The organism is Halobacteriovorax vibrionivorans (assembly GCF_003346865.1).
In the GTDB taxonomy this organism is placed as follows: Bacteria; Bdellovibrionota; Bacteriovoracia; order Bacteriovoracales; family Bacteriovoracaceae; genus Halobacteriovorax_A; species Halobacteriovorax_A vibrionivorans.
In genome coordinates this window covers 1-14,797 of the sequence record NZ_QDKL01000001.1, presented here as the reverse complement: position 1 = coordinate 14,797, position 14,797 = coordinate 1, and the positions used below count along the sequence as shown (strand labels likewise).

The 14,797-nt window shown below is 33.7% G+C and carries 16 protein-coding genes; 9 read left to right on the top strand and 7 right to left on the bottom strand.

Annotated features, from left to right (window positions below; translation table 11 throughout):
- Positions 1 to 47 precede the first annotated feature (47 nt).
- Entirely contained in the window at positions 48 to 1,376 is a 1,329-nt protein-coding gene (locus tag DAY19_RS00080) for an MATE family efflux transporter (RefSeq protein WP_114705142.1), read from the top strand.
- A gap of 4 nt (positions 1,377 to 1,380) precedes the next feature.
- Here the strand turns inward: DAY19_RS00080 and DAY19_RS00075 are convergent, their stop codons facing one another.
- The 4 genes from DAY19_RS00075 to DAY19_RS00060 all read right to left on the bottom strand — a co-directional run bounded on the left by DAY19_RS00075 (position 1,381) and on the right by DAY19_RS00060 (position 5,973).
- Positions 1,381 to 2,034, bottom strand: a complete 654-nt coding sequence (locus DAY19_RS00075; protein ID WP_114705141.1) for a response regulator — start codon at positions 2,032 to 2,034, stop codon at positions 1,381 to 1,383.
- Positions 2,035 to 5,034, bottom strand: a complete 3,000-nt coding sequence (locus DAY19_RS00070; protein ID WP_114705140.1) for an ATP-binding protein — start codon at positions 5,032 to 5,034, stop codon at positions 2,035 to 2,037.
- 26 nt (positions 5,035 to 5,060) lie between these two features.
- Positions 5,061 to 5,426: a response regulator gene (locus tag DAY19_RS00065; protein WP_114705139.1), complete on the bottom strand. Its 366-nt coding sequence runs from the start codon at positions 5,424 to 5,426 to the stop codon at positions 5,061 to 5,063.
- 163 nt (positions 5,427 to 5,589) lie between these two features.
- Entirely contained in the window at positions 5,590 to 5,973 is a 384-nt protein-coding gene (locus tag DAY19_RS00060; protein WP_114705138.1) for a response regulator, read from the bottom strand.
- 220 nt (positions 5,974 to 6,193) lie between these two features.
- Between DAY19_RS00060 and DAY19_RS00055 the strand changes: the two genes are divergently transcribed.
- The 7 genes from DAY19_RS00055 (at position 6,194) to DAY19_RS00025 (ending at position 12,790) form a co-directional block, all read left to right on the top strand.
- On the top strand, positions 6,194 to 6,610 hold the full coding sequence (locus tag DAY19_RS00055) for a CBS domain-containing protein (protein ID WP_114705137.1): 417 nt from the start codon (positions 6,194 to 6,196) through the stop codon (positions 6,608 to 6,610).
- A 207-nt stretch (positions 6,611 to 6,817) separates the two neighbouring features.
- Positions 6,818 to 8,161 carry an ATP-binding protein gene (locus DAY19_RS00050; protein ID WP_114705136.1) on the top strand — a complete coding sequence of 448 codons (1,344 nt, stop codon included), beginning with the start codon at positions 6,818 to 6,820 and terminating at the stop codon, positions 8,159 to 8,161.
- Positions 8,162 to 8,469: 308 nt separating this feature from the next.
- Entirely contained in the window at positions 8,470 to 8,946 is a 477-nt protein-coding gene (locus DAY19_RS00045) for a hypothetical protein (protein WP_114705135.1), read from the top strand.
- A gap of 66 nt (positions 8,947 to 9,012) precedes the next feature.
- A complete protein-coding gene (locus tag DAY19_RS00040) occupies positions 9,013 to 9,861 on the top strand; it encodes a DUF4423 domain-containing protein (protein WP_133296836.1) in 849 nt (282 codons plus the stop codon).
- The gene (locus tag DAY19_RS00035; protein ID WP_114705133.1) at positions 9,858 to 10,805 is read left to right on the top strand and encodes a hypothetical protein; all 948 of its coding nucleotides are present in this window, start codon (positions 9,858 to 9,860) and stop codon (positions 10,803 to 10,805) included. Before DAY19_RS00040 ends, DAY19_RS00035 begins: the two co-directional genes overlap by 4 nt.
- 111 nt (positions 10,806 to 10,916) lie before the next feature.
- Positions 10,917 to 12,383 (top strand): hypothetical protein, encoded by a 1,467-nt coding sequence (locus tag DAY19_RS00030; protein WP_114705132.1) that lies wholly within the window; start codon positions 10,917 to 10,919, stop codon positions 12,381 to 12,383.
- Positions 12,380 to 12,790: a hypothetical protein gene (locus DAY19_RS00025; RefSeq protein ID WP_114705131.1), complete on the top strand. Its 411-nt coding sequence runs from the start codon at positions 12,380 to 12,382 to the stop codon at positions 12,788 to 12,790. The genes DAY19_RS00030 and DAY19_RS00025 overlap by 4 nt, the downstream gene beginning before the upstream one ends.
- 47 nt (positions 12,791 to 12,837) lie before the next feature.
- Here DAY19_RS00025 and DAY19_RS00020 read toward each other — a convergent pair whose 3' ends face one another.
- Positions 12,838 to 13,161: a hypothetical protein gene (locus DAY19_RS00020; RefSeq protein WP_114705130.1), complete on the bottom strand. Its 324-nt coding sequence runs from the start codon at positions 13,159 to 13,161 to the stop codon at positions 12,838 to 12,840.
- A gap of 187 nt (positions 13,162 to 13,348) precedes the next feature.
- Here DAY19_RS00020 and DAY19_RS00015 point away from each other — a divergent pair, with 187 nt between their 5' ends.
- Positions 13,349 to 13,726 (top strand): hypothetical protein, encoded by a 378-nt coding sequence (locus DAY19_RS00015; RefSeq protein ID WP_114705129.1) that lies wholly within the window; start codon positions 13,349 to 13,351, stop codon positions 13,724 to 13,726.
- Between the two features lie 74 nt (positions 13,727 to 13,800).
- On the opposite strand, the gene DAY19_RS00010 is transcribed toward DAY19_RS00015, so the two are convergent.
- Together DAY19_RS00010 and DAY19_RS00005 are read right to left on the bottom strand one after the other, a co-directional pair.
- Positions 13,801 to 14,004 carry a DUF5522 domain-containing protein gene (locus DAY19_RS00010; protein ID WP_114705128.1) on the bottom strand — a complete coding sequence of 68 codons (204 nt, stop codon included), beginning with the start codon at positions 14,002 to 14,004 and terminating at the stop codon, positions 13,801 to 13,803.
- 11 nt (positions 14,005 to 14,015) lie between these two features.
- Positions 14,016 to 14,348 (bottom strand): VF530 family DNA-binding protein, encoded by a 333-nt coding sequence (locus DAY19_RS00005; protein ID WP_114705127.1) that lies wholly within the window; start codon positions 14,346 to 14,348, stop codon positions 14,016 to 14,018.
- Positions 14,349 to 14,797 lie beyond the last annotated feature (449 nt).

Here is a 14,797-nt window from a genome sequence, read left to right as displayed (position 1 = left end):
TTTTTATATGCCATCAATTCAAAAATTAGGGTATATTCCTAGCTATTATGGTTATCGAAACAACATCAAAACGACTCAAAGAATTAATCTACTTTACTATCCCACTTGTCATCGGACAGGTTGGGCAAATGTTATTTAACGTTGGAGATATCTTTGTGGCCGGGCGCTATTCCACTGCAGCTGTTTCTTCTATTGGAGTTGCATCTGGAATGTTGGCCCCATTTGTTATGATTGGTGTATCAGCTTTATTTTCTGTAAGTGCAGTTACTGCAAGAATGAGAGGCGAGGATGCTAATCCTCATACTAATGGTGTATGGGGAAGTGGAATGACTTTGGCCTTGGGCCTAGGCTCTCTTATTTGTCTTGCGCTCTATATCTTTACGTATTTTGTCGATGCAATTGGCCTTAATAAAGAAATAGTTCCACTCGTTAAAACCTATCTGCTTTGGGTTAATATATCCATTATCCCGGCCTTAGTTTTTCAAATGATTAAAGAATACCTTCAGGCCTTTGATAAAACTATTTTTTCAAATGTCTTAATCATAGTGATGAATATTATAAATCTCATTATGAATTATTGCTTAATGTTTGGAATTGGCCCTATTCCTGAAATGGGAATTAAGGGCGCTGCCGTTGCAACAGTTATTACCCGCTTTGTATTAGCGATCATTCTCTATGTCTATGCATATCGAGTTCTTCCAATTGAAAGTCATTTTAATAAGAAGTCATTTAAAGAGTTAATTAGGTTGGGGATACCAGTTGGTCTTGGTACATTCATTGAAGTTCTAATGTTCTCAACTGTAACTGTTCTTATTGGGAGAATGAGTCTCGTAGCATCTGCTTCACATAATATCGTTCTAAATATAGCTGGACTCACATTTATGGTTCCTCTGGCAATTAATGGAGCTGCTGGTGTTAAGGTGGGATATGGACTTGGAAGAAAAGATATGGATATGATTAAGAGTTATTCTTATGGTTGTATCTTTATGGCCGAAGCTTACATGCTTTGTATGGCAATGTTCTATTTCTTATTTCCTGAAACATTAATTAGTCTCTTCACAACAGATAAAGAGGTTATTGCTTACGGTGCAAATCTTTTCTTCTTTGTCGCCCTTTTTCAAATACCTGATGGACTACAAATTACCATGTGGGGAATCTTAAGAGGATTGGGGATGAGTAAGCTACCTATGATTTATTCGTTTTGTGGTTATTGGTTAATTGGAATCCCTGCTGGAATCTTTCTTACTTACTATCATGGAATGGAAGCTGCTGGGTTATGGGCCGGTCTTGCTATTGGCCTAACGATGGCTTCAGGTGTCTTATCGTATTTATTTGTAAAAAGAATTGGTGAACTTGAGCTTCTTTGGGAGAAGTAATAAATCATTCTTCATTATTGAGGTTTAGCATTTTAGCTTCATTCAAATAATCTTTCATTGAGTGATCTATCGTTGGATTTAATTCTTCGATCTTATTTACAAATTGGCCAATCTTTTCAATGGCATGATCTAGTCTGTTTATTGCTTTATTATCTTTTAAGTCTTTTCTTAATGTTTTAGAAATATTTAGAGCGATATTTAATTGATTATTTATTTCGTGATTGTAGGTTGCCACAATCGCATGAAATAATTGTATCTGTTTATTGTGTATATCCTTCTTATGTAATTCTAAGACTTTTATTTGTGTTTCTATACGAGAAAGAAGAACTTCAAATTGTATTGGCTTATTAACATAATCATTTGCACCTAAAGTTAGAGCATCAACAATTTCTGACGTTGTATTTTGTGAGGTCACCATAATGACTGGGATATTGTTTTGGCTATAATACTGACGTATCTCTTTTAGTACGTCATAGCCTGAAAAATTAGGCATCATGATATCTAATAATACAATATCTGCATCTTCTACTATTTTTATATCTTCCATGACAATTGATGGGTCATTATAAACACTCACCGTATATTGAAGCTTTTTCAACTTTGTTGAAAGGATATGAGTGGAAATCTCGTCATCATCGATGATTAATATCTTATACATTTATGCACCTAGCTCTGTGGACATCTTTGTCAATTTCTCTTGTGAAAGAAGTGATACCTCTTTAAGCTTCTTTAAATTTTCCGTTACTTCGTAGAGTTTGTGTGATCGTGCTGCATCTTCTATTAATTCAGCATATTTAATCGCTGGTACGATATGAAAGTTTGCAATGGCACTTCTATAAGAATGAGCACTAATTCTTAAGTTTTCAAAGTCTTCTTCATCAAGAGCACTTTCTATATTTTCAATTAACATCGGTGAGCTACTAAGTAGCAGATCGATTGATTCTTTTAGTAATTGCTTATCCCCATCAAACTTCAGTAGTAATTCTTCTTTTGAAATGAGCTTATTTAGATAAGGATATCCCGTTGTTGATTTCTGATAAGTATTATTCTTAGTTACAATATTTTCAGAAATAATACCTTTTAAACTTTCGAAATCTATTGGTTTAGAGAGAACTAAATCAACACCAACATCTTTAAAATCTTTATTTTTTGATACTTCAATACTTCCAGTAAGGGCGATTATTTTTGGAGCTTTTAGGCCATACTTTTCATTTATAAGCTTGGCCGTCTCAATCCCATCAAGGGTTGGCATATGGTAGTCAATAAAGACAAGATCAAAGCGTTTTTGTTCTAGTCTTTCTAGTGCTTCATGGCCATTTTTTGCGAGTGACGCTTTGATATCTAATCTCTTAAGGTATTCTTTCAAAATTTTTCGTTGGATCTGGCTGTCATCTACGACAAGTACGCTAAGGGTATTGTAACTTTCAGATATAAATAATCTTGTATTGTGAGTAGGGGCTTTACTTGGAGTACATCCAAATTCGATCTTAACAGTAGTACCTTCCCCAGGATTACTATCAATATTAATACTACCTTTTAAGAGTTTTATAATTCTTTTACTTATTGATAGACCAAGTCCTGTACCATCAAAGTCCTTTGTCGTTCCTGGCTCAGCTTGTTGATAATCTTCAAAAAGTTTAGGAATTTGTTCCTTATTTATGCCAATTCCCGTATCGATTACTTGTACTGAAATTTTAGTCGAGTTATTACCATTAGGTTTAAAGTCCGTAATAATTTTAACCTTTCCATTCTTAGTAAACTTAACAGAGTTACTTACGATATTATTTAGAACTTGTCTTATTCTATATGAGTCACCTTTAAACCATGTCGGAAACTCATTTGAGAATGAATAGCTTATTGTGGTGTTATTCTTTGCACTCTCTAATGAAAATAGAGTGACAATATCTCTTATTAATTCTTTAAAATTGAAAACTTCTTCATTTAGTTCAAGCTTATTTGATTCGAGCTTTGATAGGTCGAGAATATCATTAATTGTCTTCATTAGGGCCATGGTAGAGGACTTAATAATTTGCACCTTCTTTAAGTCCTGTTTGTTCTTTAAGTCTTTTGATAGTATATCCACCATACCAATAATTCCATTCATTGGAGTTCTTATCTCATGACTCATATTTGCTAGGATTGATGACTTTATCTTTTCTGAGTAAAGGGCCTCTTTTCTTGCTAATTCGACATTTTGATAATTATAAATTAACAGTCCTCCAAGTAGTGAGATAAATGAACCAAATATTAGGACAAGCTCAGCTGTTGATGAAGAAAGAGTTGCAATATATCGATCAGTTGGTGAAATTGAGATTTTCCATTCTCCACCATTTGTATCTAAGAGGAAGCTAGTGAAATTATCATTTTTATTTCTCTTTTGTGAAGAAGTATAGATAAGGTTATTGTTTTCAAGTATTCTAATTTGAAAAGTCTCTTTATCAATATCTGTGAAAACTTCATTGAAAAAATCTTTAATATTCGTTGTTATGACCTGAATACCAATTAACTGATTATCAGATATAACTGGTGTTGATACGTAGACGAGAGACTCGCTATTGTTATCTTTAACAACATTGCTAATTAGGAGCTTTCGACTTTGTGATGTATTATAAAGTGTTAATTCTTTGACTCTTTTTTGGTCTAAGTTGATTGATAGCTCTCGCTTAGGATAGAAAAGCCTTCTTGGAGGATCATTTAAGTAAAGCTCTAATTGTTCAAAATATTTAAAGTCGTCGTAATAGTCTTTAGCATCTTTTTCCCATCTCTGCTCATTAATACCTTCAGTATATGAAAGTCGTTGAGAGAGCCTGTCGATCGCTTTTAAATTTTCTTCAATGACGATTAATACCTTACTCTCAAGATCTTGTGAGTCGTGTATGATCGTTTGCTCTATTGTTTGGGCCTCATTTTGTTTAATAAATTGAGCAGCAATAACAAATGATACTAAAATAACTAATGCAGTGGGTATTGGTAGCCAGTTGAAGTAGCTACGGTGTCTAAATCTTTTAATTACATAGTAAAAGAATCCACTTGATAAGGTAAGAAAAAGAAAAGATGTATGAATGGCCATTCTCGTATGTTTTTGCCAAGCAAATGTTACATCAATTCCTAATAAATATCCAAGAAACGAAGTAGCAGAAAAAGCAATAATAATTGATGTGATTATTAACTTTAAAACGAGTAGTCTTCTTTCTGTAACTTTGAGTAAACTGACAAAAGATAAGGCCGAAATTAGAATAAAACATGTTGCCGTATTAGGGGACATTCTACCGGGAAATTCTGACTTCACTAATATATAATGTTCAAGAAATAATTGATCAATACCTAAGTTGATGCCGATTATATATTGAAGAAGGCTTGTGAAAGAAATCAAAAATAATATTGTTGCAAAGATATGCTGAATTAATATGCTCTTTATTCTTTTCTTATTAGATATAAAGTAAATAGTTGCAGCTGATAAGATGAAGCAAAGGGCCGTGTTAAATTGCATTGGAACAAAGTTTGGTTGTACTTGAATCAAAGAAGGGATGTTCTTTATCCAACCAAACATTACCGATGAGGCAATTAAAGTGACGATAAAAGAAGATACTTTTATTGCCGTATTTTGATCATTCAAAACTTTACTTACTTTCTTATAAATTGGAGTGAGCTTTGTCATATTCTCCTCCAGCTAAGCTGTGAGTTTTAGCGATCTAGGTATTCACTTATTTTTTCAAAATCAAACGGCTTAGAAATGAGATCGACAACGCCAAATTCCAATGCATCCTTTCTTATTTGTGGGTTAAAATAACCCGTTATAATGAGCACTGGTGGATGCGATGGATGCCTCTTTCTTAACTCTTTTAAAAGTGTCAAACCGTCCATTATAGGCATCTTTAAGTCACTTACAACAAAATCAACTTCGTTTTTCAATATGTAATCAAGTGCTGTTGCACCATCTTCAAAGCCCACTGCTTCATGGCCGAGATCTTCTAGGATCTCCACATATATTTCATTCAATGTTGTTTCATCTTCAGCAATTACAACTTTCTTTCTTGTTTTATCTAGCATACATGTATCTTATTGAATTTATTTAGTTTGAGCAACATATGGTGTGTTACAGAACATTGCGTTTAAAACATGATAAAAATCAGATAATTATAGATTTTGCCTTAAGAGATATGAAAGTTTGATAAGGCTTTAGATAAGAAATTTAATATTTTTAAGAAAAAATTTAGCTGGCTTGATCAAAAGTCTTTTCAATTTTTCCAATGACATTGTCGAAATCAAATGGTTTTGTCATGAGATCAAGAGCGCCTAACTCTTTGGCCCTTAAAGTATTTGCTTCATCGATAAAGCCAGTAATAATAAGAACAGGTGGAATTTCTGGGTGAATTTTTCTAAGCTCTTCGATAAGAGTTATTCCATCCATTTTTGGCATTTTTAAGTCTGTAACTAGAAAGTCTACTTGATTTTCTTTTGCAAAGGCCAGAGCCTGATGGCCGTCATGAACACCAACTGTTTTATAACCAAGTGATTCAAATGCTTCAACATACATCTCATTTAAGATTGGTTCGTCTTCGGCAACTAGTATGACTTTCTTTCTATCCGTCTTCATATAAGCAGATTATATTGTTTTGCCGTTTAAATTACAAATACATAACGCTTTAACTCAAATCAAATATTAAATATCGTTTGTTTTCAATAGCTTATTAAATAGAGTGTAGTACACGCTTCTTATTCGTATGAACTATGCCTTAATTTAAATGAATTCTCTGATATAGCTCAGATTAATTGTAGCTTGAAGTGATAGAATTTTATTAAACAAGGAGCTTAAAATGAAAAATATTAAAGTCGAAGAATTCACAACACCTATCCTTCATGTCATCTCCGAGAATGCTCTATTGGATCAGGCCTTTAGTATTATGAAAGAAAATAATATCAGACACCTTCCAGTAAGTGATGGAGAGCAAATCTTAGGGATTATCTCAGAGCGTGACGTGATGGCCTTGTATGGGAAAGGTTGGCAGGAAGCAATTAGAGTAAGAGACTTTATGAATGAATCTGTTTTATCTGTTTATCGTGGTGATAATCTTGGAGAAGTGGCCTATCAACTTTCAAATAATAAAGTTGGCTCAGCAATTGTCCTCGATGAAAATGGAAAGGTGTACGGAATCTTCACTGTTACAGATGCTCTTAATGCACTCGTTGAAATTTTTGTGACTGATGCATATGAGAGAAGTGATCTTCGCTAAATTTTAGTATTAGTTCATAAAACGTGTAGTACACTGGAATCTATAACTTCTTTGGTTATGACACGTTTTTTTATCATATTTTTCTAAATTTAAGTTTATAAACTTGTATAAGTAGTTTAATTTTCGTTATAAGAGCTAAACCTATTATATTTGTGTAGATTCAAAATTTTTTGTTCTCTATCCATTTACGAAGGACATTTTTTAATAATGAAAATTGAAAACGAGAAAAGTATTACATTTAAGTATCTCGTAGCTTTTATTTCAATTGTTGCTTTTACTGTCTTGGCCCAGGCATTAATTCAATACTTTATTCTTCAGCAAGAAAGTTATTCTGAGATAATTAACTTGGCCGGCCGCCAGCGTATGCTAAGCCAAAGACTTGCTAAGCAATCTTTGCTTTATTCCTTAAGTGGGGAAGAAAGAAAACTCGCTCTTAGTAAAGACATCTTAAAAACAAAAGAGCTTCTTTTTTCTACACACGAGCATCTTAAAAATGGTAGTGAAGATCACAAAATCGCTCCTGCATTCACAGATAGTATAAGAGATAAGTACTTAGCATTAGATCCTGTGTTAAAAATGATGGAAGAGGATGTTGTTTGTTTAATCAATAACTGCCAGACCCAAAAGGATAGTCTTAACAATATCGTCAATCATTCAGAAAGCTTCTTAGCAACGATGAATCATATTGTTTATGAGTCTGCAGATTATTCAAAATCAAGAATTTTAAATCTAAGTAAAGTTGAGTTTATACTTTTCACATTAATCATTCTCTTATTAATCTACGAATTCTTTAAAATTATTATTCCAATTAAACAAAAACTTATCTCGCAATTAAATGAGTTAAGACAAAAGGATCAAGTTATTACTCATAGCTCAAAGCTTGCTGCTATTGGCGAGCTGGCCGCCGGGATTGGCCATGAAATAAATGGGCCATTAACAATTATCAAAGGGTATCTAACGAGATTAAAGAGAGAAAGTTATAAGAATAATAAAAATGAAGCAAGCATTATAAATTCATTTGAAAAGATCGAAGGCTCTGCAAATCAAATTGAAAATATCGTTAAAGGACTTAGAACCTTTGCACGTAAAGATGATGTGAAAACGGTAGAATTTAATCTTGCACAGATCGTTCAAGATTGTATTGCTATGGTTGAGCAAATCTATGATCATTATGGAATTGAGGTTACTCTTGAAAATCAAGTAGGCGATATCAAAATCAATGGTAATCCTGGAAAGATTCAGCAAGTAATGATGAATCTCTTATCTAACGCAAAAGATGCTCTTGAAGGAAGTGATAATAAAGAGATTAAAGTCACTCTTTCTCAGTCAAATGAAAAGGTGCAAATTAAAGTTTCCGACTCGGGTGTTGGGATTAGTGATGCAATCAAAAGGAAAGTCTTTGAGCCTTATTTTACAACTAAAGAGTTTGGAAAAGGTAGTGGCCTAGGCCTATCTCTATCTTTCAATTTTATCAAAGAGCATAACGGAACAATCAGTTATGATTCCGAACCAGGGCATGGCACAACCTTCAATATTGAGCTCCCTGTTTAGAACAAAATACGGGCTTAAATAATTATTTGAGCGCAAAAATCCCTCTGTTTTCTTCACACACTTTCACAAGAAGATGTAATTCTAGTAGTTTACTTTTTTAGCATTTTTTTTCACAAAATGTGAAAGTGACACGTGTAAGATGTTGAAAATATTGCGATTTTCTTTTTTGTGAAAAATAATTTTTATTTTTGTGAAAATATCACTTGTCATTATTTTTCTGAATTCATAAATTCTTTTCAACAAATTAAGTTTAAAGTTTTTATAAAGAAAACTTTTTGATACTAACAAACTATATTTAGGGAGAATTTATGAAACTAATCGCACTATTCGCAATTTTATTTACTGCTAACACTTTTGCTTCACAAAGAAATATCATCGGTGATGAAGTATTCTTTTCGGCACAAGGTCATGTTGGATCAATTCTTGAGGTATGTACTGACGGTGAAAATCTAAGAACTTTATCACCTGTTAAATATTGTACTGGATACTCAAAGGTATGGGTTGCAGACAGTGGAAAAAAATCAGATGGACACTATGATTACGTATGTAATGGTTTTGAAACAGGTGTTCTTACAACTGCAATTAATTACACTGTTAAAGTATGTCTTGAAAGAGAATACACAAGAGATAGCGATGACCGTGTACTAGGTAAATGTCTTCAATACGGAATTGAAAATCGTTCATATGAATTAGATGGAACTCTAGACGTTGAGTACACTTCAAGAGGTGGAACTAACGTTTATAGAACTAGCGAGTTAGACTACAGCGTACCAGCTTGTAACTAATAAGTGATTGTGTTGTAGGGGGGCCTCGGCCCCCTCTTTGTGTTTTTATAAGAAGAAAAATTGGCAATGGAAAAAGTATCAGCTTTAAATTTTGATAATTTTTTAGACTACTTAAATTATGTAGTCTCGCCAGCGTCTCATTTTAAATCACGTCCAAAGACACTCGAGCAGTGGGCCACACGTCTCGGTTATAAGTCTTCTTCAATTCTTTCTATGGTCTTAAAGGGACAAAGAGTTCCTAGTCATGATTTGATTGCTTCTATTGCTTTTGATTTAGATTTGTCTGAAGATGAAGCAAGGTATTTGCAATTACTTGTTCAGCTTGAAAAAGAAAAACGAAAAAATAAAGATTGCTCAAGGACTTTACAATATCTAAATAAACTCAAATCTCATGGTACATTTAATCGTATTAGTTTAGATGAATTTTCATATATTTCACAATGGCATTTCTTTGCTATTAAAAACTTAGTTCTCTTAGAAGACTTTAGAGAAGATTATGATTGGATTTCAAATCAGCTAAGAAAAAAAGTTCAACCTTCTAAAGTTAAGAGTTCGATTGAACAATTAGTGAAAATGGGTGTTTTAAAAAGAGATAAGGATGGCAATTTAAAAAAACCGACAAAGGGTTACTCTACAGGAGATACGATTCCTTCTTCTGCCATTCGCTCTCATCATAAGGAAATGATTTCAAGAGGGCATGAGTCCATTGATGAAATAGAAATGGCCCTAAGGCAAATTAGCTCTTTAACACTGGCCATTAGCGATGATGATATTTCAAAAGCTAAGGATAAGATTATAGAGTTTTGTCAGGAATTTAATCACACTTTTGCAAAAGATAAGAATGCAGACTCAATTTATCAGCTCAATATTCAGTTTTTTCCACATACTTTGGTAAAAAAAGGTAAGCAACAATGATGAAAATAATTATCTACAAATGTATTTTTTTGATTTTATTAAGTACACCACATGCTTTTGGTTATAAAAAACCAAATAATATTACTCCTGATATAGTGGCAAGAATGGGTGATTATGTCGGAAACGGTGGGGGTGTCGTAGAGCAAGACTTTACTAATGCACTTTTAAATTTGCCTTTATATATCGAAGATTGTCTACTTTCTTTAAATTGTGAGCTAACACAACAAGAAGAAATAGATTTAAAAAAGATCTTAAATATTGCCCGTCTTAATTCTAAAGATAGTGAGAAATTAATATTTTTATCAGGAAAGGACAGTGGGAAATTATTCTACACTGAAGGTGAAAATAGAGTAAGACTTGCTGTTACCGGTCTAACAAATGATGGCCCTATTTTTATTAATAGTGACTTATTATATGAAGATATAGATAACAGAGATATTCCTGCTATTAACTTTGGTCAAATTGTTGCGCTACTTATTCATGAAACGGGACATCTAACAGGTTTGGAGAATCATCATTACTTAGATTATCTAGGTGCCAAAGTTAGCTCCAATATGGATCTTAATAAAAAGAGGATAGACTATTTCTTAAGCTATAATAAACAGCTAAGCCTTGAAGTTGTAAACTTCTCATCTGGTTACACTTTTTCAACAATTCAAATGTATTATTTAGATAAGTCATTTTCACTAACGCCAGATTTTCGAAAAAAAATTAGTTGTGAAGATGAAAGTCTTTTTCCTGTAGGCATGAAGTTAGAAAATATTCATTGGGGGAAGGAATACTCAATAAGCCCAGATTCTAGTATTGTTCCTTTTAAAGGCTGGATTACAATCACATGCTTTGATGGCCGTGGTATGACTTGGATAGAGGAGAGAGTATTTGAGGCGCACTTACAGCTAAATTCAAACGCTACTTATTCAATAATGAAAATGATAATAGAATAATCTTAGTGATTTCAATTACCTAAGCTTGGGATTCGTCTATAGTGTAGTGTTTTATTAAAGTTCTTTCACATTTAGACCGAAATAGATACAGAGATATTTCGTGGGGAAGATGTGAGAAGAGACATTAAGAACATAGTTCTTATATTTTTATTCATTGGCTTTAATTCTATTGTCTTGGCAAGTGAGTTTGAATGGACACAAGAGAGATTAAGCGTCGCTTACTCAAAGTTAAGTACTTCCCAACGTAAAGATCTACATATTAATCTTTTAAATTCTCTAGATCAGCAAGCTAGAAAAACTGATTACGAGCAAGAAAAAATCAAAGTCTATTTAACAGTTAATAAACTCTATTTTTTAGAGAGTATAATCGATAGTGCATACGCCTCAATAGATGATCCGACAATTTATTGTCACTTCGGAGGTTGGATGACGACTATCAAAAATAGTAAATGCCAAGCTCCTTGGTCTCGCTCTGTTCGAAATAATGCAGATCTTGAAGTCTTTGGAGAAAAATATCGTAATTCATGTGGAGGGGCCAATCTCTTTCGATGTAACCCTTTAATTTTTGGGCCAGGAGATGATGGAAAAGGTATTTGTACGACAACAGATGACTCTGACCCAAGACTTTCAACGAGCTCTTGTATTGATGACTTTTTGGCTCAACCAAATAGTTTAGAAGCTCATGTCGAATCACTAATTGATAATCCAGAAAAGCTTAGTCAATATCTGGCCACGACATTAGAAACGCTTCGCTCTTGTGAAGTACAGGACACTCCATTTGCATATTGCGATAGACTTGTTCAGATTTTAGAGACGACGTCTGAAGTCGTAGTACAATGTTCAAATCAAGATAATCTACTATCTTACTTACCAAAAATTATCACCCCATTTAATCAAGATGAATTAGATAGAATAACAAATGGATTAGGTGAGAAAGCAGTTCAATATGCTAAAGAATTAGAAGAGAAGCAAGAGGCCATACGATTACAGAATCGCAAAGTCTTAGAAGAGGCGATATCAAATGCAACTCAAGAGCCTCGTATGCGTGATACGATCACAAGAATTAGAAACAATGCATCTAAATGCTTACGAGAGCTTTGTAATAGAAGTGGCTTTTCTAATAGCAAACCAGCAAATAGATCAATAGCAAAGTGTGCAGCATATGTTAAGCATGCGATCTATCCATATCCTGGCGAAGAGGGTGAGCGTTATGCAAACTTCTCTGAATATCCATGGAGTCGTAATGCAGATGATGCTGTGGAAGGTGGGAATTGGCTTAGAAAACATGGGTTTGAAAATATTCTCGATTATCCTGAAATGTCTCACTTAACTCCTGAGACTGCTCCTCCTGGTGCGATTATCGTTTATGAAAAAATAAATTCAAATCGTAATACGACAGTCGATGGAGTCAGAAGAGGGGCACCTGGGCATATTGAAATTAAGGCATCTGAGAATGAATACATAAGTGACTTTATCAATGATGAACCAACTCGCGTCGGTGGCCTTAGAAGGCCGATTGCCATCTATTACCAGATACCGGATTCATATAAGGAACAACTGCAGGAGGTTCCACAATGATTTTAAAACGATATTTAAAATATATTCTAATCTCTTTTTCGTTGATGCTAATGTCATACCAGAGCTTTGGCTCGAATATGAAAGAGGCATATATAAAAGATCTCAAGGCGGTTAAAGAAATCAAGGGAAGTGGTGATAATAAACTTCTAACACTTATTCGAAAAAGTTCGGATGAATTAGTTGATGAATGGTCTCCTGAACTGGCAAAAGAGCTTTGCCGTGTATACGACAAGCTTCTAAATGTTAATCAGAACTACTTTTTGTCTGAGTTAATTGGCCCTGTTATGAAAAAGAGAAAGAAAGAGTTTCTTCCAATCTTCAATAAAGTTGTATCTAAAAAGAATAGAGAGCTTCATAAGAAACTCGAAGAAATGGTTGAAAGAGAAACACGCGAAGGTAATGGATAGTTTTTATTTCATTTAAAAGATGGCCCTGTTTTATCAGGGCATTAAACTTACATGCTTCTATAAACTTCTTCAATTGCTTCTTCAATGCCTTCAAATTGTAGAGCTTCTCGTTCATCTCCACGATTTGGTACTCGCATAATTGAATCTACGATTTCTTGATCACTAAATCCTTCTTCAATTGCATCGCGGATTGTTTGATCACAAAGTGAGCTCAATTTATTTTCCTGAAGGGATCCTCTACAGTTAAATTTAAGGTCTGTAGCAATCGCCGCTTTTCTGATTGCAATGTCTAGATTTTTATCAAAATCTACCCCAAGTGCTGATGAAGTAAGTGATGTAATAATAGATAGTCCAATAATTAATGATTTCATTTATTCCCCCTAATTTCATTTGTTCTTTTTTACCACTAATTAATCTATCGAGGACTTTTATTGAATATTATTCTTTTATGTCTAAATAATAGACACTCCTATAAGAAGTGTTAGTTGAATTGATATGGATAGATTTTGCGTTAATATGTTGGTGAAAACTATAAATTAAAGAAATGAGGAATACTTTATGAAAGCAATTATCATCTTAAGCGTTATACTCTTAACATCACAAGCATTTGCATCTAATAGCTGTTTCTACAATATGTCAGAAGAAAAGGTCATGTCTCTTAAGAAGGCAAAACAAGACGCTTATACTCTAATCTACGACGCTTCAATGTGTTCTGATAGGACATTATTGACTCTAAAAGAAGAACTAATGAAGGCGTCAGAATCAAAGCTTTCATACTTAAAGGCCAGAGTAGAGGACTCTCAAAGCACTCTTCTGGGGGCATTTGGAAGCCTTGGACGTCATGCTGATATGAAGCGCAAGTATGAGCACGACTTATCTAAAATTCAATCTGCTTTAAGTTTAGTACTTATTGAAATGAATAAGAGAAATCTCTAATTATTTATTACAGGTGCTTTTCTTTTTCCTATTGTAAGAGAGTTAGTACCTGTATCTATTTGATTGATTTTCTATTAACTTCTTTTTTTGAAACCCCATGGGCAATGGCGACAGCCATCTTTACAGCACTTTCTCATTCTCTTTAAGCGGGCCTCTGTTGAGACTCTACCTCCTGTCACAGGATCTCTATAATAGTCTTCACCATTTCTTTGGGCCTCATCATGAAGAAGGCGATATTGTGCCCTTAGATTATTCTTTTTTTTCTTATTTCTGGACAAGTTAGTTCCTCTTAATATTTTGTCTTACGCCCACCAGTACCACTACCTAGAGCTAGGTCTTTTTTTGATATAGTTCCATCGCTTTTCATTTTCTCTATCGTCTCTAAATTCCCTCGATACATCTTTTCAATCTTTTGAATGGCCCATGGATTCTTTCTAATAAATTTTAAAATTTTATTGAACATCGGCGGTTCATCATTGAAGCTATTAATCTCAGTCATTTTATAGATATCTTTACAGCCAAAGAGATTGATGACATCTGTTAACATCATCTTTAAAGTCACACCTTCTAAAGGGTCCTTTTTGCGATTACTTTGATCATTCATTTTTTTACCTGCTTTCATTTTGTTTAAAACTATCCTAACTCATTAAAGCGGTAAATAGTGTTTTTTCTTTAGCTAGAGGAAGTGATAAAGCAAACTAGATCAAAATAAAAAAAAGGCCAGTTAAACTGACCCCTTTTCTTTAGTATTAATGTTTAGCTTTTTCATAATTGTCTCCTTGTTAAATGATTCTTTAGAAGTCATTTTCTATATAAATTAGTCTATCGCTGGTGTGCGGACTAATTGTTGGAGAAGGGTAGAGTTCATGCAAAATAAATGTGAATTTTCTGTTTCCCGAGTGAAGGTGTAGAGTAAGTATTTAGGGGAGGCGACTTTCGATTTTAAACTGTAGTTCCATATATGAATCCGTCCCTTGAAACAAGATAAATTAAGTCAGTAGGTCTTAAAATAAGCTTCCATATATCCGGCCTATGCTCGAGGAGGCTTTATACTTTTTCCTACTGGCCATG